This window comes from Oceanobacter kriegii DSM 6294, assembly GCF_000422845.1.
Lineage (GTDB): Bacteria > Pseudomonadota > Gammaproteobacteria > Pseudomonadales > Oceanobacteraceae > Oceanobacter > Oceanobacter kriegii.
Genome location: NZ_AUGV01000004.1, coordinates 311,868 through 330,915, shown reverse-complemented (window position 1 = coordinate 330,915; position 19,048 = coordinate 311,868). Strand labels below are relative to the sequence as shown.

Below are 19,048 nucleotides of genomic sequence, written 5' to 3'. Positions count from 1 at the left end.
CCTCTGAATAATTCGGAGCCCACTCTCGAAGCCATCACCCTCAATCGGGTGATGGTTTCAGCAGGCTCAGGCTGAACCTGGGCCCCAATGGGAAAACAAATTGATGTATTCCGCGGCCTGCTCGGCGGCTTTGGATTTTACGTCCAGTGGCGTTTCCGCCAGTTCGGTTTCCAGATTGCTGAAGTAGGGCACATGGCCAAGGCATGGCACGTCGGCTTTGGCAAAGGCTTGCAGCAGGTAATCCATGTTGGCGTTTTCCACTTCCATGGCCGGGCTCAGGCTATTCGCCACCCAGCCAGCTACTTTCAGGCCGGATGCCTGAATCACCTGAAGCGACAACATGGCATGGTTGATACAGCCCAGTCGCAATCCCACCACCAGAATCACTTCCAGCTGCGGCGCGCCTTCGCTTGTGTTCAGTTGCAGAGCCAGGTCGGCGAGGGTGTGCTCATTGTTGATGGGCACCAGCCAGCCACCTGCACCTTCCACCAGTTGAACGTCGGCGTCGCTCTGCGACAGGCTGTTGTTACAGGCTTCCAGCAAGCCACTCAGAGTCAGTGGTTTGCCTTCCTGACGGGCAGCAATGTGCGGAGCAATCGCGGCTTGCAGCGCAATCGGGTTGTGCACCTCGTAATCGTGGGATGGCTGGCTGAAGCTTTGGTGCAACAGCGCGTCGGAGTTTTTCAATTGGCCATCGATGGTATCGCAGCCGGCGGCGACCGGTTTCAGGCCAAAAGCCGTCAGTCCGGCGTTTTTGGCAGCTGCCAGAATGGCGGCTGATACCAGGGTTTTTCCTGCATCGGTGTCGGTGCCGGTTACAAAGAAGCGTTTGGTCATGGTGTCTCTGTCTCCTGAACAGATGAATCCGGCTTGCGAGCAATAAACCAGCACACCTGATAGCTCAGCGGGCATTGCCCTTGTAACGGGCCTTCTGATGTTCTGGGGTAGTGCTGTTCAAACAGGCGCAGTATCTGACGACCGTTCAAACCGGGGCGTCGGCCGCTGTTGACGTTGGTGGCACCAATGGCTTTCAGGCAGCGTAATAACTCGGGCACGCTGTTGTGATGTTCCTGCAATAGCTCTGTATGCCATTCCAGCAGTTGCCATTGGCTTTCGGCTAACGCCTGTTTGATGTCTGACTCGGAATCAAACCGGTTTACGTGGCGGTAGCTGTCGATGTGTTGCCAGGTTTGGTGAATCTCGGCATGGGTGCCCGGTAGCAGGGTGGCAACTGCCAACAGCGCTCCTGGCTTGGCAACCCGGTGCCATTCACGCAGGGTGCGCTCGGTGTGCTCGGACCATTGCAGCATCAGGCTGGAAATCATGCCAGCTGCTTGCTGATCGGCCAGTGGCAGGTGATCGGCATCAGCCTGGGTCAGCTCGATATTCAGTGCGGCGTTTTGTTGCAGGTTTGGCTGGCTTTGCAGGTGCTGCTGACGTAAATGGTCGGCTTTGCGGTGCGCGACTTCGAGCATGCCGTCGGCCAGATCAAATCCGTGCAGCTGGTTTACCCCCAGCTTAGTGAGCGGTTCAAACGCATTGCCGGTGCCGCAGCCAATGTCGAGCCACAGCGCTTGTGGTGCAGGCTGTTCAATGTGTGGCGCCAAACGCAGCATCAACTGATCAAGCGCCTGTTGTTGGATGCTGGCAGCGCCATCATAGCTGCTGGCGGCGCGGCTGAACTGGCGGCCTACCTGTTGCTTGTCGCGCAGCGGCGTGGTGGCGGTTTGCAGCTGTGTGTCAGCCATGCAAGGTGCCCAGTTGCTGCAAGATGACTTGTTTGGCGTCGGCTTCGGCAATCAGAGCATGGCTGTGGCCTGCGGATATCACGTCGGTAGCCTTCAGTCCGCCGGGCTTGAGTGCATCGTCACTGGCGTAGATGGCAGTAGAGCGGAAACCTTCCGTCAGCGGGTATTGGCTGTTCAGTTTGTACTGGGTCAGCCATTGCAGACTGGTCGACAACATGGCTTCGCGGTCTGCGTCGCCAGCAATTTGATAACGCAACAAACCGGTTGCCAGCTCGCGCTGGATGTTCTCGCCGTTGGCGGTTGCCCCCTGGCAGCAAAGTGCCAAAAAACGCTTGAGGGTTTTGGCGGGCATTTTGTCGAAGCTACGGCAAAAGTTGAAAAACACATCGGCCGCCATGCCCGGCTCGTCGACGTTGTATTGCAAGAAGGTATTGCCGGTGGCCATGGTGGTCAGGCTCAGTGGCTGAGCCTTGGCTGTCTGACTTTGGCTTTGGTTCTGGCTTGGGTTTGCGCTCTGGTTTTGCAAACGGGAACACACTGCGCGAGCCAGCGCACCGCCCAGCGACCAGCCGACCCAATGGCCGGGGCGGGCGGTTTGACTGATGATTTTATCGACGGCATCGCTGAACTGCGGCGCGGTTTCATCGGCCTTCATCGGGTTGTACAGGCCGTTGTAGAGCGTCGGATAGTCCAGCCCAAGATGGGTGCCGGGCAGCTGTTTGGCCAATTCGGCATACACGGCTGGCGTGAAGCTCCAGCCCGGCAGCCAATACCAGAACAGGTCGGATTCCGGGTCTTGCTTCAGAATGTTCCAGATGCCAGGGGTCACGCGCGTTGCTCCTCGGGTACATGACGGTCGAGCGCTTGCAGCAGTCGATCCAGATGTTGCTGTGTGTGGGCGGCGGTCAGGGTAATACGTAAACGGCTGCTGCCTTCGGGCACCGTAGGCGGTCGTATGGCAGTGACCCAGATATTGTCCTGCTCCAGCGCTTTGCTGATCGCCAGTGCATCGTCTTCAGCCCCTACCATCAACGGCTGAATCGGCGAGTCAGACGGCATCAGCTGTAGCCCCAGCGCCTTGGCCTGCTGGCGGAAATAGCCAATGGCGGCTTGCAGTTGCTGGCGCAAGCGGTCGTCGTGCATCCGTTCCAGATTGGCCAGCATGGCGGCGGCTACGGCCGGTGGCAGGGCAGTGGTGTAGATATAAGGACGCGCAAACTGCACCAGATAATCGATGGTGGCTTCGTCGGCGGCGGCAAAGGCACCAAAGCCGCCCAGCGCTTTGCCCAGTGTGCCAATATACAACGGCAACTGCTGGCTGGTTAGCCCAAAGTGATTGCGAACGCCACGGCCTTGTTCGCCCAGAATACCCAAGCCGTGAGCGTCGTCGATCATCAACATGGCGTTTTGTTGCTCGCACAGGTTCGCCAGTTGGGCGACATCGGCGAGATCACCGTCCATGCTGAAAATGCTGTCAGACACCACCAGCGCCATATCGGCGTCGCGCTTTTGCAAACGACGTTGCAGCTGCGGGTAGTCCAAATGGCGGTAGCGCTGGAAATCGGCCCGGCTGAGCAGGGCGCCGTCAATCAGGGAGGCGTGGTTGAGCTTGTCTTGCACCACCAGGTCGCCGCGTTGGGCAAGGGCGTTGATACAGCCCAAATTGGCCATAAAACCGGTCGAAAACAGCAAGGCTTTGGGGTAACCGGTATACCGCGCCAGGGCGCGTTCCAGTTCGTCGTGAACGCTGGAATGGCCGCACACCAGGTGTGATGCGCCACTGCCAAGTCCCCATTCACGGGCGGCGCTGGCAAGGTCTTCACCGGCCTGATTGGCCAGCCCAAGGTAGTCGTTGCTGCAGAAGTTCAGCAGGGTCTGTTGTTCGTTGCCCTCACCCAGACGGACTTCTACGGCTTGTGCGGAAGACAGGGTTCGACGGCTGCGCCACTGCGACGCCGCATGGCGTTGCTGGTTGGCCTTGGCAACCCGCTGTTGCCAGATCGGCGCGTTAGCGGCCGGTGTGTCTGAATGTGATGGCATGGTGAACCTGCTGGTTTTGATCAGCATCGACACTAAAGCCTGTTTTGAACAGGTCAATGCTGTCGATGGGCTGAGGTTTACTGGTGCTGATGGATGCCACTTTGGTAGCCGCCAGGCGCACGCAACACACTGATGCAGCAGCGGTTCGTGTCGCTGTGATGGGGTTAAATTCCGGATTGCGGTATCGTTCTTTCAGGTTTTACCGTTTTACCTGTGTTTTCACAGATACTTTCACACATGCTTTCACGAATGTTCAGTTTGATGGTGCTCGCCCGATGACCAAAACCTCCTTTTCTTCTTCTGCGGCTGTGCCAGCCGAGTTGGCCAATATGGATACGCTGGCGTTCGACCGCCAACACATCTGGCATCCCTACAGCTCCATGACCGATCCGGCTCCGGTATGGGAAGTTGTTTCAGCCAAGGGCGTACGACTGCATATGAAGGATGGCCGCGAGCTGATTGACGGCATGGCGTCCTGGTGGTGTGCGGTGCACGGCTACAACCATCCGCGGTTGAATCAGGCCGCCCGCGAACAGCTCGACGATATGTCCCATGTGATGTTTGGTGGTCTGACCCATGAGCCAGCGGTGGAATTGGCCAAGCGGCTGGTGGCGCTGACTCCGGCTGGTCTCGACAAGGTATTTTTGGCTGATTCCGGTTCGGTGTCGGTTGAGGTTGCTATCAAGATGGCGGTGCAGTACCAGCAGGCCCGTGGCAAGCCGGAGAAGTTTCGCTTATTGGCACTGGAGCGCGGTTATCATGGCGACACTATGGGGGCCATGTCGGTGTGTGATCCGCAGCGTGGCATGCACCACCTGTTCGCTGGTATGTTGCCAAAGCAGCACTTCGCAGCCGTGCCACAAACGCCGTTTCCTCGACAAGACGTAGCGTTTGACGCTGACCAGCTGGCCGCCGACATTGCCGATTTGCGCAACCAGTTGCAGCAGTACCACAAGGAGCTGGCGGCACTGATTCTTGAGCCGATCGTGCAGGGTGCCGGTGGTATGCGTTTTTACCATCCGGACTATCTAAAAGCCGCTCGTGCCTTGTGCGACGAATTTGATGTGCTGCTGATTGCCGATGAAATTGCGACCGGCTTTGGCCGTACCGGCAAGCTGTTTGCCTGTGAGCACGCTGGCATCAGCCCGGATATTCTATGCCTTGGCAAGGCCATCACCGGTGGCTACATGACACTGGCCGCAACGCTGGCAACCACTGATGTGGCAGAGACCATCAGCCGTGGCGAGGCCGGCTGCTTTATGCATGGCCCAACTTTTATGGGCAACCCGCTGGCGTGTCGAGTGGCGGTAGAAAGCATTGATGTGTTGTTGCAATCCGACTGGCACAGCAAGGTCAGCCGCATTGAACAGGGACTGATTGAGGGGCTTGCACCATTGCAAGGCCAAGCCGGCGTCAAGGACGTACGGGTGTTAGGTGCCATTGGCGTAGTGCAGCTGGATCAGCCTGCTACGCTGGCCGAGTTGCAGCCATTGTGCGTAGCGCAAGGGATTTGGGTACGTCCGTTTGCCGACAACGTGTATGTGATGCCACCGTTTGTGATGAACGATGCGGATCTGGCCTTGTTGACTGGCGGCATGGTCACCGCCGTGAAGCAGTACCTGGCTCAGTCTTCCTGAGCCAGTAAGTAAGACATCAATACCCTCAGCTTGGCGGGCTTGACCGGTTTATTCAGCCGCGAGGCCCCCAGCTGTTTGATCTCCTGTCGAATCGGGTCGGTGCGGTCGGCGGTAATCACCACGACGGGCGTGTCTTGCGCCGCTTCGTCTTGCTGGTGCATCTCGCGTATGACGCCGGTGCCGGTTTCTCCCAGGTCCAGATGGTAGTCTGCCATTACTATGTCTGGTTTGAACGATGTCCAGGCATCGCGGGCCACCTCGCCATTGCTGGCGGTAATCACCTGACAGCCCCAGGTTTGCAGCAAGGCTTTCATGCTGACCCGGATGCTTTCTTCGTTGTCGATCACCAGCACTCGGGTTCGGTCAAAGCGGGGTTGGTTGGACTCGGAGACAGGCAGCAGCTGGGCTTCAATAGCACCATTTATTACACCATTGGCAGCGCCGCCTGGTTTGCCGTTGACGGATTGTCCTTGTGCTTTCAGAGCAATTTCTTCTGGCGTCAGCGGTAACAGCGGCACCCGGATGGAAAAGCGACTGCCAACACCAACACGGGAATCCACATACACCTGATGGCCCAGCATGCGGCTGATGCGTTCAACAATTGCCAGGCCAAGGCCGACACCTTTGCTGCGGCCGGGGTTGGCGTTATCCAGTTGGCGAAACTCGCGGAAAATTTCGTCTTTCAGGTGTTCGGCAATGCCAGGGCCTGAGTCGGCCACCATGATTTCCAGCTCGTCCCCCTTGCGACGGCAGCCAATCACCACCCGGCCTTCGGCGGTGTAGCGGATGGCGTTGCTGACGAAGTTACGCAAAATCCGCATCAGTAAGCGGGAGTCGCTGCGAATGCGACGCTGGCAGTTGACCATTTTCAGCGCCAGACCGGCCTGATCGGCGACGGGTTGGAAGTCGCTGTACAACGACTTCAGCAGCTCGGAAACCGGGAAGTCGTCTTGCCACGGCGTGACGGCGTTGGCGTCGAGGCGGGAGATATCCAGCAGGTCGCCCAGCAGTTCTTCCGCACCGCTCAAGGCGGTATGAATGCGTTCTACCAGTACGTTGTTGTCGGCAGGCAGCTGGCGCTCCTGCAAGGTAGCCACCAGCAAGCGGGCGGCATTCAGCGGCTGCAACAGGTCGTGACTGGCGGCGGCCAGGTACTTGTCCTTGCTGCGGTTGGCGTGTTCGGCTTCTTGCTTGGCGTCTTGCAATTCGCGGGTGCGTTCGGCCACCCGTTGTTCCAGTTCGTTATTGATGCGCGACATCGCGGCTTGCGCCCGTTTGCGTTCGGTAATGTCGTGCACAAACACTTCCACCAGTCCGCGTTCGCGGTCTTTCAACAACACGTTGATGGAAACCGGCACCGGCTCTTCCGAGGTACGGCGCTTGAAGCGGGTTTCAAACGAGCGGATGGTGGCGTGGTCCAGCAGGTCTTCCATTAGCCGGTCGAGGTCGTCCGGGTCGGCAAACAGGTCGTTACGAATGGTGTTGATGGCCTTCAGAAAATCGACCGAATTGCCGTAGCCACACATATGCGCAATGGCCGGGTTGGCGTTGTGAATGCCGCCATCGGCAGTCGCCTGAAAAATGCCATGCAGGGCGTTTTCAAACAGCCATTGGTAGCGTTCCTTTTCGGATTCCAGCTCCTCAATTTTTTCCAGCAGTTCCGGGTAGTAACTTTTGCGGGCCGAAAAGGCCCCCAAACCAATCAGCCCGGCCACCAGACTGTTGTCGTCTTCCTGCGGCGTGGTCTGATGGCTGGCTTCCGGGTATTCGTAGTTGGTTTGCTGTCTGCGGCGACGTTCCGGCAACTGGCTGGAAACATCGGTTGGCCATCCAGAGCCCGGATCAAAGGGCTTCTTCATAGACAACCTCAACGTCGCGTTTATTCGATTTACGGGGATTGGTCAAAATGCAGGGGTCGGTCAGGGCGTTGCCCGACAGCTCAGGGATATCGGCTTTAACGACGCCTGCTTCGCCCAGCGTTTGGGTCAGGCCAACTCGCTGTTTCAACTCACTGACGTGGCTAACCAGTGCTTTTTGCAGCTGGGGTGTCGAGAGGTTTTTGGTTTCAATGCCGAGTGTGTCGGCAATCACTCGAAAACGATCCGGTGAAGCGTTGAAATTGTAGTCGATCACCCGTTCGACAAGGATCGAGTTACACAAGCCATGAGGCAGATCGAGGAAGCCACCGAGGCTGTGCGACATGGCATGTACAGCGCCCAGAATGGCATTGGAGAACGCTAATCCGGCCTTCAGAGACGCCAGCATCAATTGTTCGCGCAGGGCCACGTCGGACGGGTTTTGTACCAGTTTCGGCAGGTTCTCCGACACCAGCTTGATGGCTTCCAGTGCGTGCATATCGGTTAATGGCCCGGAGGCCGTCGACACAAAGGCTTCGACGGCGTGCACCATGGCATCAATGCCGGTACAGGCGGTCAGGAAGGGGTCCATGGTCAGGGTGGTTTCCGGGTCGATCAGGGTTACGTCGGGTACCACGGCCTTGCTGACGATCGACACCTTCATGCGGGTGTCCTGATCCGAAATAATGGCAAACTGCGACACGTCGGCCGAGGTGCCCGCGGTGGTGGGAATAAACACCAGCGGCGGAATCGGCGAGTGAATGCGGTCGACGCCCTCAAACATCAGAATGTGCTGGTTGTTGGCCGACACAATACCAATGCCCTTGGCGCAGTCCATCGGGCTACCGCCGCCCACCGCGACGATCAGGTTGCAGCCTTCTTCGTGATACAGCGCCGCTCCTTGCATCACTTCTTCGGCACGCGGGTTAGGGCTGACGTTGGAGAAGATGCGGTATTCCAGCCCGGTTTCTTCGAGGCTGCGTTTCACGTCTTCGACCCAGCCGGTTTTGATAACACCCGGGTCGGTAACAATCAGTACCCGTTGGCCACCGAAGTTGCGGGCGAAGTTGCCAACGGTTTTGCGAGCGCCCACCCCGAAGATGATTTCCGGAGCGACGAATTTACGGAGGTTGGAAATACTGTTGGGCATGGCAGCTCTTCGATCGTCCTGTTGCTTCTATCAGGTGCATCCTGTGTATCGACTGCCCCTGGCTACAAAAGCCGCGGCAGTGGGCGGATGCACCACCTGTTTATTGTGTTGTTGTTATAAGCAGACTTATACCCCGTGATTTGTCGGGTTCATAGTCCTCTTTATTAGCCAGCAAATAGTAGCCCGCAAAGGGCTCACTACTGTCCTGCGGTGGCATCCGTCGCCAGTAATTGGCTGTCGGCCTTAAGTTTGGCAGCCTGTTTGCGAGCCCGTTTTTGCTCGGTCAGGCTGCTGACGCATTGTTGCGGATCACGCAGGATAACGACGCACTCCAGGCACTGGATGCATTCGTCGTAGTCGATCTCACCCGACTTTTTGATCGCCTTTATTTCACACTTGGTTCCGCACCGCTGGCATGGGGTGCCGCACATATCGACCCGGTCGAGCCAGCTGAACAACCGCAGTTTGCCCAGAATTGCCAATCCGGCACCCAGTGGACAGAGGTAGCGGCAATAGAATTTATGGATAAACATGCCGGCAACGAGCAGGCCCACGGCGTACAGCACAAACGGCCAGTAGCGCCAGAAGTAGAGTGTAATGCTGGTCTTGAATGGCTCGACCTCGGCCAACTGCTCTGCCAGCGTCAGTGAATAAAACGCTGTGCCGACCAACCCGACCAGAATCGGATACTTCAGAAGAATCAGTTTGCGATGCAGGGCATCGGGGACCCTGTACTGCTTGAATCCCAGCTTTTTGCCCAGCCAGGAGGCCATTTCCTGCAACGCCCCGAACGGGCACAGCCAGCCGCAAAACAGGCCGCGTCCCCAGATAAACAGACTGACAAAGGTGAAGCTCCAAAGGATAAAAATCACCGGGTCGAGCAGGAAAATACCGAGGTCAAAACCGTCCACCAGATTCAGTAGCAAGGTGTAGATGTTCACCACCGACAGCTGGCCCTGGGCATAGAAACCCAGCCAGAACACGGTAAACACCAAAAATCCCCAGCGGAAACGGTGCAGCGCTTTGGGATAGCGGGTGAGTTGGCGCTGCCAGATAAACAACGCGGTGAGCAGGGTCAGCGCGACGGTCAGAATCACAATCGACAGCCAGCGGTCTTTCCAGAGGCCAACCCACAAGGGCTCACGGTTGGCAAATGGGTCATCGACTTCGACCAGCTCAAACAGCTCGGAAGGAAAACTGACGGGGGCGATGAAGCCGGCCCGGTCGGTCACCAGATGATTACGGCGCAGCTCCAGGTTCAGCACCAGTTTGGATTCCGCACCGGGGTTAAATCCGGCGTTGCCGCCCACCGCAAACAGGTTGGCTTGCAGGAAATCGGGCATGCCATCGGCTTGCAGCTGAATATCCGGGCCAAGGGAATTGAGGTCGCGCATTTCGACCGACAGACCACCTTGTTCCAGCGACAGGCGGCTGGGTACCGAACCGGGTTTGAAGTCGTCCGGTACGTGGGTAAACAGACCGTTGGACATTACTGCCATCACTTGCTGGTCGGGTTTCAGGCTGGCCATCAGCGCCTGATAGCCGTCATCCCCTAGCAGGTTGCGACCAACTGAAGGCGCATTGATGTAGGCGAACCAGAGCTCCGAGAAGGCTTCGTCTTCTTCAGGCTCGGGCAGGCCGGGGTAACTGCTGAGCGATACCCCCAGAGATTGCTCCGCGGCTGACATATCCAGCCGCCAATGGCCCACATAGCCGCTATCGAGCAGGCCTTGCCAGTCCAGCGGCTGATACAGATCCATGATGGCGCGGGCGGCGGGTGGTTGGGCGAAACCTTCGAGTTTACGGCGGGCCACCTTGAGCGCCGACGACAGCACCACGTCGTTGATGATGATCACGGAGACCGTCGCTTTTGACACACCGTCAAAGTAGACCACGCCCTCTGTAGGCGCGCTGCCCGCTTTGCCGGAATCAATCACGATGTGGTCGGTCAGCGAGCGGGTGGGGTACTGGTTGATGAAGTCGAGCAGCGGCTGCGGCCCTAAACCATGCAGGAACACGGGTTCGTGGTGGTCGATGATCTGGATGCCAAGAAATTCGCCGGTGGCGGAAATGCCAATCAAGAGTGCAATGGGTTTGCCAGAGAAGCCGGGCAGGTCGCTGATGTCGCGGGATTCGTAGGCGTAGCCCAGCAATTCATTTAACTGGTAAACCGGGTAAACCGGAAAGTCCTGCTGCTTGGGCTCAATTCGGGTGGCCTTGGGGAACAGCTGCTGAATGCGGGCTTCCAGGGTCAGGTTGCTGTCTGACGGGTTGCCTGGGTGCTCATCGCTTGAAGAGCTGCCGTATGAATAGCTTGAAGAAGATTGCTCATATCCGGCGGCTACTTCGGCAGCCAGGACACTCTGACTGACCATGGCAGCGGGCAGGCAGATCACACATAACAGCAGATACAGCCGCGCAGCCAGCGACCGCGCGAACCCCATCAAACGGCGAGTGGCTGACGTCACGTCGAGCTGTCGACATGACCCAATGTCGGGCCATGCTCCGTGTCTGTCCATACGTGCACCTTGTTATTGTTGTTATTGATGCCAGCGACCCAGTGCATTTGCGGACACCGACATTGAGAGAGTGTGCTGCCTACGGCCAATGGCATTTATCTGTATTTCATCGTATCGGTGCCTTGTCATGTCTCAATGCTTCTTTGGCGCTGATGCGGGTGTACCAAAGCACTGGTTACGGCTGCGGTTGTGCCGTCGGGCTCCAGTTCGGGGATCTGGTTGTGGGCTCTGGCTCAGGGTGTTTTTGAAGAGCCTGGTTAGTTGTTCAGTTGTTCAGATTAGTTGCTGAACAGCCCCTCGGCCGACAGGTTGCTGAGATGTCACGATGTCGTCCAATAAAGAAGGTCGATGGTTTTTTGTACTACTGAGGAGTAAGGGACGAAGACTTTTGGCTTAGGAATCCCGTGCACCAAAGGTGGGCAACCAAAGAGCGCAGCTTTCACATTGGTTGGAGTATGTTGGCGGCCGCTTTACATCGGGATAGTGGAGAGGTTGTTCAGGGCAAACGTCCTGCACCGCTTCAGAGTGTTCCTGTTTACGGTGGGCATTAGCCCACCGCTTTTTCCGAGCGCACGAGCACGCGACCGGAGTGCGGAACAACTGACCCTGTCAACAAAAACAACACAATCAGGGCTAGACAATGAAAAATAATAAGACCATCAAGTTGCTGCCGCTTGCAGCAGCAGTAGCAATCAGCTCTCACGCTTCTGCAGCCATCACCCTCTACGATCAGGACCAGACCACCTTCTCCGTAGACGGTTTGTTCAACACCTTTTACGTAAACAGCAAATCCGATGGTGACAACGTTGGCGATGCCAATCAGTCACGCATCAAGATGGGCTTTTTGCCAAACGTGATTGGTTTTAATTTCAGCAAGGAAGTCGATGGCCTGAAACTGGGCGGACGCTCTTCCTTCTGGGTAACCATCAACGACGCCAACTCCAATCTGACCGATTCCATGATCGACGTGCGTCAGTTCTACGCCACGGTAGACGGCGATTTTGGTCAGGTGCTGGTGGGTAAGGACTTCGGTCTGTTCAATCGTTCCAACATCATGGGCGATGAAATCCTGCTGGGCTTCGGCCAGACCATCACCACCGGTGACGACGGCAACAACGTGTCGTTCGGTAATATCGGTGCCGGTTACCTGTATCCGTTCCCCAACTCCCAGATTACCTACCGCAGCCCGGACATGGGCGGCCTGAAGATCGCAGCCGGTCTGATGGACCCGGCCAAAATGTCCGGCACGTCTGAAGAAAGCATGCCGCGCATCGAGGCGGAAGTAACCTACAGCCGCAGCATGGACTCTGTTGATGTGATGGCCTGGGGTGGCTTCATGAAACAGAAGTCTGAAGACGAAGTGAACGACACCGAAGTGTCTTCCAGCGGTATTTCCTATGGCGTTAACGTCAAGGTTGCCGGCTTGTCTCTGACCGCTTCCGGCTTCAAGGCTGAAGGCGTTGGTACTGCCGGTCTGGGTAACCTGTTGACCAGCGATGACGCCGAAGTTGACGGTAAGCTGTTGCAGGCTTCCTACACCATGGGCGACAACCGCTTCGTACTGTCCCGCGGTGAAAATGAAGGCGGCACGACTGACGGCGGTAGCGAGCTGGATCTGAAGAACACCACCGTTGCGGTCTTCCATGCGGTGAACAGTGGTTTGAGCCTTGTAGCCGAATACAACAAGGCAGAAACCAGCTCCGACGAGATCAAAACCGTTGCCTTGGGCGCAGTGGTGACCTTCTAAGGGAGACCTTCTAAGGGATCTTCTGAGGGATCTTCTGAGGTTGATCGTCATGGCTGTTGTGATCTGACGTCTGAACCGCTGCGTCGCTCCTCCGTTTGGTGGCGCAGGGTTCGGCCAGACAGCACGGAACAAGGGCGATGCGTCGATATGCTCTCCGGCGTATTGCCCGCGTTTCTCTGTTACAGACCGCAGGCTGTGAGCAGTACCAATGGCAAGGAAAAGGGAATACCGGTGCTCAGGTGTTCCCTTTTCTTTTTCTGCTGCCAGCAGGCCAAAGCAGGTCGGAAGTAGCATGTACTGGCTTCAGCCAAGTCCATAGTATGCTAGGGGATATCTATTTAATCCGGTGCTCACTCTGGGCTACCGGATGGTTTCGAATCACGAAGCCGATTTGCAGGCCTGACAGGTCAAGTCAAAAGTCGGCGACACCGAGTCGAGATCATCCGGCAGCCCCCGTAGGGCGCGGGTTGCCGCTGCCCAATGCGGTGTTGACGAACTTGGAAAGGACGCGTCATTCCGCTACGTTCGTCGCCTTACACTGAACAACGGCAACACTCGCGCAGAGCCGTGCAGGATTAAATAGATGTCCCCTACAGACTTACGATTTCTCCTGAGAGCCATTGGTGGCCTGGAGTGAGATCGGGAGAACACCATGCTCGCAGTAGAAAAACAACAATATGAGTCGGTATTGAGCGCCAGCTCCAGCAGCAATGATCCAAGGCAGGCAGCCCGGGAGTTGCATCAGGCCCTCAGTGGCATGACGCTCAGTCACGTGGTCTTTTTTTGCGCCAACGAATACGACTTTGAAGCCCTCGCACTGGCCCTGCGTGACACCTTTGCCGATATTCCGGTGGTAGGGTGCACCACCGCTGGTGAAATTTCCCCGTTCGGCTATTGCAGCGGCAGCATCACCGCGATTGGATTTCCGGCTTCGTCGTTTGCTGTTGAATCGGCGTTGGTCACTCACCTGAGCGAATTTTCCTTTGCCGATGCCCAGGGGCTGATCCACGACATGCTGGACGGCTGTGCTAGCCAGCAGGTTGCGCCGATTAAAGGCAACACCTTTGCCTTGACTCTGTTGGACGGCCTTTCCGTTGAAGAAGAACGCCTGTTGCGACTGCTGAATGCCCATTTAGGCAGTATTCCGCTGTTGGGTGGCTCCGCCGCTGACGACATGCGCCATACCCGTACCCATGTTTATCATCAGGGCCGGTTCCTGACCGACTCTGCCATCGTCCTGATGATCAACACCCGCTACGATTTTGAAGCCTTCACCATTCATCACCTGCAGCCCACCGACAACAAGCTGGTGGTGACCGATGCCGACCCGTTGGAGCGCCGGGTAATGGAGCTGAATGCAGAGCCTGCGGCGATTGAATATGCCCGCATGCTCAATCTCGATGTCGATACTCTGACGCCAGAAGTGTTTGCGCTGAATCCCTTGTCTGTACGCATTGGTGAGCGCTATTACCCACGCGCCATCCAGAAGGTGAACGACGACATGAGCCTGTCGTTTTATTGCGCAGTGGATACCGGCATCGTCCTCACCTGTTCGCGGCCAGAAGCCATGCTGGAACAGCTGGAGGGGTTATTTCACGACATCACCCGCCGCATTGGCACGCCACAGCTGATTTTGGGCTACGATTGCATATTGAGACGGCTGGAGCTGGAGCACAAAAATCTGCAGGATCAGGCGTCTGAACTCTTTGCCCGCCACCGGGTGATTGGTTTCAACACCTACGGTGAGCAGTTCAACGGCATGCACCTGAACCAAACCTTTACCGGCGTTGCGCTGGGAGGACCTGGCTTTTGACAAACGAGGTCGACGCTCTCAAGCGCCAACTGGCCGAGTTACAGCAACGCAACGCCCGACTGGAGAAGATCAATCAGGCGTTGATGCAACGCGTGGAGTCCGGCCCGGAATCCACCGATGGTGCTTACGACAATTTCAAGCACTCCGTTTACCTTGCCGAGCAAGTGCGCGAACGCACCGAAGCGCTCAACGAGGTGATGCACAACCTTAAAAGCACCAACTCGGAACTGGTGACCGCTAACGAAGCGGCAACCCATGCCCACGACCTGCTGCGCCAGGCTATCGAAAGCATTTCGGATGCCTTTGTGCTGTACGACGCCGACCGCAAACTGGTGCTGGCCAACAGTCGTTTTAACCAATTCTGGGAATCGTCCGGCATTGCCATTTCGCAAGGCATGGACCAGCAGCGCATTCATCGGTTGGCGCAAAAATATCGCTTGATCGACCGTTACTACGGCGACGTACCCTCCAATAGCAATCCCGCCACCAGCCCGGCGCGCGAGGCGTATCGGGCCTTGCCCGGTGATGGCAAGATTTTCCACATGCGCAGTGGTGCCTGGGTGCACGTCAGCGAGCGGCCAACCAAAGACGGCGGCTTGGTGGTGCTGTACAAGGACATCAGCGTCCTGATTGAAAATGAACGCGCCCTGCGTGAAGAGGCGTTGGCGAAAAAGTCCCGCACCCTGCAAAACACCCTCGACAACCTGTCGCAAGGGGTGGTTCTGGTCAACAAAAACCGCCAACTGGAAACCTGGAACCGTCGCTTTGCCGAACTGACCGGACTGGAGCAAACCGCGCTGGAAAGCGGCGCGACGTTTTGCAACATCATGAGCCTGACCGAGGTCAGCGACCTGAACCCATGGTCGCGGGACGAGTGGGGCAGGCAAACCCTGCAACGGGAACAGGTGCTTTCCGACGGACGGGTGTTCGAGATCAAAACCCATCCAATGCCCGGCGGCGAGTTTGTAAACACTTACACAGATATCACTGAACGCAGCCATGCGGTCAAGGCACTGGCCGAAAGCGAACAGCGGGTTCGAGTGATTACCGATACGGTGCCGGCCCTGATCGGCTACGTCGACAAGGACATGAAAATGACCTTCTCGAACCGGGCCTACGAAGAATGGTATGGCTACGACCGTAAGGTCATTTTGGGGCGCAAGCTGCACGAGTTCATTCAACCCGAGCAGCTGAAACGGCTTCAGCCCTACATTGACCGGGCGCTGAGCGGCCGCAGTGTGACGTTTGAAATTACCGACCCATCGGCGTCGGGCGAACTCCGCCATGTGGTGAAAAACTACGTGCCGGAGTTTGACGAATACGGCTCGGTGCAAGGCTTGTACGTGCTGATTCAGGACATCACTGAAATCCGGCGGACGTCGGAAGCACTGGCGCAGGCCTATCAGCATCTGGAACAACGCGTTGAAGATCGCACCAAGGAACTGCGTGAGCTGAACGACCAGTTGTTGCAGGAAATTGATGTTCGCAGCCAGATTGAAAACCGCTTGCGCGAAGCCAAACTGGAAGCCGAAAAGGCCAACCACAGCAAAACCAAATTCCTGGCGGCAGCCAGTCATGACCTGTTGCAGCCGATGAACGCTGCGCGGCTGTTTTGTGCCTCACTGCTGGAGCACTCGCTCGACGACCGCACCCGCCAGTTGGTGAATTCCCTCAGTTATTCGCTGGAAGACGTTGAAACCCTGCTGGCGGCGCTGGTGGACATTTCCAAGCTTGATGCCGGGGTCGTGAAGCCCGACATCACGGCGTTCAGTGCCGGAGACTTGCTGGGCAATCTGGCCAACGAGTACCACACGCTGGCGGCGGATTCCGGCCTGCAATTCGAGTATCTGGCCACCTCGGCAGTGATCATGTCGGATTCCCAATTGCTGGCGCGCATTCTGCGTAACTTCCTCACCAATGCCGTGCGCTACACCCGCAGCGGCAAGATTACCCTTGGCTGTCGTCGCCGCAAGGATGGCCTTGAGATTCAGGTGTGGGATACCGGTGTCGGTATTGCCGAAGACAAGCTCGAAGAGATTTTTCTGGAATTCAATCGTGGCAGCCAGAAAGACACCGCCAAGGACAAGGGCCTGGGGCTCGGTCTGGCGATTGTCGACAAGATGTCCGGCATTCTGAAAACCCGCATTCAGGTGCACTCGCAGCTGGACCGCGGTTCCTGCTTTTCGGTGTTGGTGCCGTATGGTCGCAAGCAGCAAGTGCGGCGTCCGGCTGCACCAGATTTCCTGATTACGGGTAATCAGCAGTTTTTGGGGCGGCGGGCTCTGGTGCTGGATAACGAAGCGTCTATCTGTCAGGCCATGGAAGTCTTGCTTGGCAGCTGGGGCTTTGATGTGCTGGCGGTGCAAAGCTATGAAGAGCTATTGCTGTGCCGGGAAGAACTGGAGGATGGCATCGACCTGATTCTGGCCGACTATCATCTCGATAATGGCGAAACCGGCATTGATGCCGTGGCCCTGATGCGCTCAGAGCTGGGGCTGGATGCACCGGTACTGATGATTACTGCCAACTACACCAACAGCCTGAAGCAGGAGGTGCGTGAGCAAGGCTACCGCTTGATGAATAAACCGGTACGACCAGCCAAACTCAAGGCCATGATTCACCACATGCTGCAACAGCACGTCATCGCCTGATCACCTGTCAGGCAAACCATACATCTTCGCCACGGCCTTGAATCGTGCAATGTATTGCTGCTGGTTTGCCGGTGGCAGCCACTCATCCAGCCCTTTGGCGCCTTTCTGGCGATTGAGGCTGGCCTCAACGCTCACCAGATTGCGCGGGTCGTTGGCAAAGCGCACCCGTTTCTCTTTTGGCCAACTGGATGCACCGTGCTCCCAGGCCCATTTCAATGGCACCACGTGGTCAATATCCATGGCCGAAGGGTCATGAATCACCTGACCGGAATAGGGCGAAATCCAACGGCCAGACAGCACCCGACAATGGTTGTTGTCTTTGAACCTTACGGGCGCAGTGGATTGGGCAATCAGGGCTTCCTGACGGGAGTCCTGACAGTCGCCGTCGGCATCATCCCAACCTGAGCCAAATTGGCCACGGGAGTACGCCGTTGACGATGGCTTGGTTGCAGACAATGACTGGCCAGCCGGTAGCTTGCCACCCGCAGCCAGACAGGCTTCCAGCGATTGGAAAGGGGTGAAGTTACGAGTTCGCTCGTAATAGCGGCTGGCACTGGTATGACAGGTGCCAGAACTGGACATTTTAACCAGCCCATCTTCGGCAAAAGCCGAAAGTGGGGTGAAGGACGTTGCCGCTAGCAGGACAAAACTGAACAGGGCGTTAGCGTGGTGCTGCCGAACAATCGATAAACGGATAATACGTCATTCCTTAACGGCTACCTGGCCGTCATCTACTGCATAGCTGGACGAAGCAGATCAACGCTGGATTGATCCTGAGTTACCCATCAACAATAGCAGAAATCAGGAATGTCATCTTTGCTCAATGGCACATGACTAACGCACGGATGGCGTACTGGTGAAAAGAATGATCCGGCGTCCAGAGGGCTGGAGTAATAGGTGTTAGAGGTAGGTGTTAAAAGTAGGCGTTTAGAGAGAAGCGCAAGCGAGAGTAAGCAGTTGTTCGAGGAAAGACAAAAGATAGCTGGAAACGATCAAGCGGCCACCGGGTTATTCAGAGGGGCCTTCAGAGGGGCTCTAGCCGCTTGATCACGCGCCGTTAGCGGCGCAGGTATTGGTTAAAGTCGACGTTGCTGGCGGCCAGTACGGCCTGAATACGGTTGTGAACGCTCAGCTTGCGCAAAATAGCAGACACGTGGGCTTTCACCGTGGTTTCAGCAATCGACAGGTTATAGGCGATTTGTTTGTTGGATTCACCGTTGGCCATACGTTCCAGCACCAGCAGCTGACGACGGGTCAGGCTGTTGAGCATTTCCGGAGGAATCTGGTTTTCTTCCTGTACCCGCTTCTGACGGGAGCGGCCATCGTCGCTGGCGCGAATCACGTCGGATGGCAGGTATACCTGACCGGCTAACACCTGCTCGAGTGCCTGGGTCATTTTCTCACGTGGCAAGGATTTGATGATAAAACCGACGGCACCGTAGGTCATGGCCTGCAAAACCACGCTCTTTTCTTCTTCTGCCGAAATAATCACCACTGGAATGGTCGGAGATTCATTGCGCAGCTGAATCAGACCATTGAGGCCGTTCATGCCAGGCATGTTCAGGTCCAGCAGAATCAGATCCAGATCATCATTGTCTTCGGCCAGTGCTGCAGCGTCTTCGAGGTTTTCGGCCTCTACAATATCGGCGTTCGGATAGCGATTGCGCACAACATCAGCAATGGCTTCACGAAACAGCGGATGGTCATCGGCGATAAGCAGTTTGTAAGTTGAGCCTTCGGTTTCTTCGATGGCGCTGCTGTTTTCGTTGGCTACTTCAGTCATGGTGGGCTGTTTGCTCTGGCTGGTTTGGAGTGTGTGCATGGGCGTCTACTCCTTGCTTTTATTGTTGTAGTTGTCGTTATCGACTCATTACACCCCGCGTTGGG

Annotated in this window: 13 protein-coding genes; 4 read left to right on the top strand and 9 right to left on the bottom strand. The window is 56.8% G+C overall.

Annotation, left to right across the window (positions count from 1 at the left end; genetic code table 11):
- Positions 1–66: 66 nt before the first annotated feature.
- From bioD to bioF, 4 genes are read right to left on the bottom strand one after another with little or no spacing between them, the layout of a single operon-like run.
- Positions 67–837, bottom strand: coding sequence for a dethiobiotin synthase (gene bioD, locus G516_RS21005; protein WP_051218923.1), 771 nt, complete (start codon positions 835–837; stop codon positions 67–69).
- Positions 834–1,748 (bottom strand): methyltransferase domain-containing protein, encoded by a 915-nt coding sequence (locus G516_RS0104355; RefSeq protein WP_028292630.1) that lies wholly within the window; start codon positions 1,746–1,748, stop codon positions 834–836. Before G516_RS0104355 ends, bioD begins: the two co-directional genes overlap by 4 nt.
- Positions 1,741–2,577 carry an alpha/beta hydrolase family protein gene (locus G516_RS0104350; protein ID WP_028292629.1) on the bottom strand — a complete coding sequence of 279 codons (837 nt, stop codon included), beginning with the start codon at positions 2,575–2,577 and terminating at the stop codon, positions 1,741–1,743. The genes G516_RS0104355 and G516_RS0104350 overlap by 8 nt, the downstream gene beginning before the upstream one ends.
- Positions 2,574–3,788, bottom strand: a complete 1,215-nt coding sequence (gene bioF, locus G516_RS0104345) for an 8-amino-7-oxononanoate synthase (RefSeq protein ID WP_084644880.1) — start codon at positions 3,786–3,788, stop codon at positions 2,574–2,576. The genes G516_RS0104350 and bioF overlap by 4 nt, the downstream gene beginning before the upstream one ends.
- 275 nt (positions 3,789–4,063) lie before the next feature.
- Between bioF and bioA the strand changes: the two genes are divergently transcribed.
- Positions 4,064–5,425 (top strand): adenosylmethionine--8-amino-7-oxononanoate transaminase, encoded by a 1,362-nt coding sequence (gene bioA / locus G516_RS0104340; RefSeq protein ID WP_051218922.1) that lies wholly within the window; start codon positions 4,064–4,066, stop codon positions 5,423–5,425.
- Here the strand turns inward: bioA and G516_RS0104335 are convergent.
- The 3 genes from G516_RS0104335 to G516_RS0104325 all read right to left on the bottom strand — a co-directional run bounded on the left by G516_RS0104335 (position 5,413) and on the right by G516_RS0104325 (position 10,950).
- On the bottom strand, positions 5,413–7,284 hold the full coding sequence (locus G516_RS0104335; RefSeq protein ID WP_051218921.1) for an ATP-binding response regulator: 1,872 nt from the start codon (positions 7,282–7,284) through the stop codon (positions 5,413–5,415). The two genes, bioA and G516_RS0104335, sit on opposite strands and share 13 nt — an antisense overlap.
- Complete coding sequence (gene ercA, locus G516_RS0104330; protein ID WP_028292625.1) at positions 7,268–8,431, bottom strand: alcohol dehydrogenase-like regulatory protein ErcA; 1,164 nt, start codon at positions 8,429–8,431, stop codon at positions 7,268–7,270. Before ercA ends, G516_RS0104335 begins: the two co-directional genes overlap by 17 nt.
- A gap of 197 nt (positions 8,432–8,628) precedes the next feature.
- Positions 8,629–10,950 (bottom strand): 4Fe-4S binding protein, encoded by a 2,322-nt coding sequence (locus G516_RS0104325; RefSeq protein WP_211225058.1) that lies wholly within the window; start codon positions 10,948–10,950, stop codon positions 8,629–8,631.
- A gap of 640 nt (positions 10,951–11,590) precedes the next feature.
- Between G516_RS0104325 and G516_RS0104320 the strand changes: the two genes are divergently transcribed.
- The 3 genes from G516_RS0104320 to G516_RS0104310 all read left to right on the top strand — a co-directional run bounded on the left by G516_RS0104320 (position 11,591) and on the right by G516_RS0104310 (position 17,161).
- Entirely contained in the window at positions 11,591–12,697 is a 1,107-nt protein-coding gene (locus tag G516_RS0104320; RefSeq protein WP_036534380.1) for a porin, read from the top strand.
- Positions 12,698–13,349: 652 nt separating this feature from the next.
- Positions 13,350–14,510 carry a nitric oxide-sensing protein NosP gene (nosP, locus tag G516_RS0104315; RefSeq protein WP_036534377.1) on the top strand — a complete coding sequence of 387 codons (1,161 nt, stop codon included), beginning with the start codon at positions 13,350–13,352 and terminating at the stop codon, positions 14,508–14,510.
- A complete protein-coding gene (locus G516_RS0104310; protein ID WP_028292621.1) occupies positions 14,507–17,161 on the top strand; it encodes a NahK/ErcS family hybrid sensor histidine kinase/response regulator in 2,655 nt (884 codons plus the stop codon). Before nosP ends, G516_RS0104310 begins: the two co-directional genes overlap by 4 nt.
- On the opposite strand, the gene G516_RS21000 is transcribed toward G516_RS0104310, so the two are convergent.
- Both G516_RS21000 and G516_RS0104295 read right to left on the bottom strand, forming a co-directional pair.
- A complete protein-coding gene (locus G516_RS21000; protein WP_084644856.1) occupies positions 17,162–17,743 on the bottom strand; it encodes an HNH endonuclease family protein in 582 nt (193 codons plus the stop codon).
- A gap of 475 nt (positions 17,744–18,218) precedes the next feature.
- Positions 18,219–18,944: a response regulator gene (locus G516_RS0104295; protein WP_051218961.1), complete on the bottom strand. Its 726-nt coding sequence runs from the start codon at positions 18,942–18,944 to the stop codon at positions 18,219–18,221.
- Positions 18,945–19,048: the final 104 nt, after the last annotated feature.

Coding starts and splice junctions, on each gene's coding strand:
- G516_RS0104320 (WP_036534380.1), top strand. CDS start 11,591: ATGAAAAATAATAAGACCATCAAGTTGCTGCCGCTTGCAGCAGCAGTA.
- G516_RS0104335 (WP_051218921.1), bottom strand. CDS start 7,284: ATGAAGAAGCCCTTTGATCCGGGCTCTGGATGGCCAACCGATGTTTCC.
- bioA (WP_051218922.1), top strand. CDS start 4,064: ATGACCAAAACCTCCTTTTCTTCTTCTGCGGCTGTGCCAGCCGAGTTG.
- G516_RS0104355 (WP_028292630.1), bottom strand. CDS start 1,748: ATGGCTGACACACAGCTGCAAACCGCCACCACGCCGCTGCGCGACAAG.
- bioD (WP_051218923.1), bottom strand. CDS start 837: ATGACCAAACGCTTCTTTGTAACCGGCACCGACACCGATGCAGGAAAA.
- nosP (WP_036534377.1), top strand. CDS start 13,350: ATGCTCGCAGTAGAAAAACAACAATATGAGTCGGTATTGAGCGCCAGC.
- G516_RS21000 (WP_084644856.1), bottom strand. CDS start 17,743: ATGTCCAGTTCTGGCACCTGTCATACCAGTGCCAGCCGCTATTACGAG.
- bioF (WP_084644880.1), bottom strand. CDS start 3,788: ATGCCATCACATTCAGACACACCGGCCGCTAACGCGCCGATCTGGCAA.
- G516_RS0104325 (WP_211225058.1), bottom strand. CDS start 10,950: ATGGACAGACACGGAGCATGGCCCGACATTGGGTCATGTCGACAGCTC.
- G516_RS0104295 (WP_051218961.1), bottom strand. CDS start 18,944: ATGACTGAAGTAGCCAACGAAAACAGCAGCGCCATCGAAGAAACCGAA.
- ercA (WP_028292625.1), bottom strand. CDS start 8,431: ATGCCCAACAGTATTTCCAACCTCCGTAAATTCGTCGCTCCGGAAATC.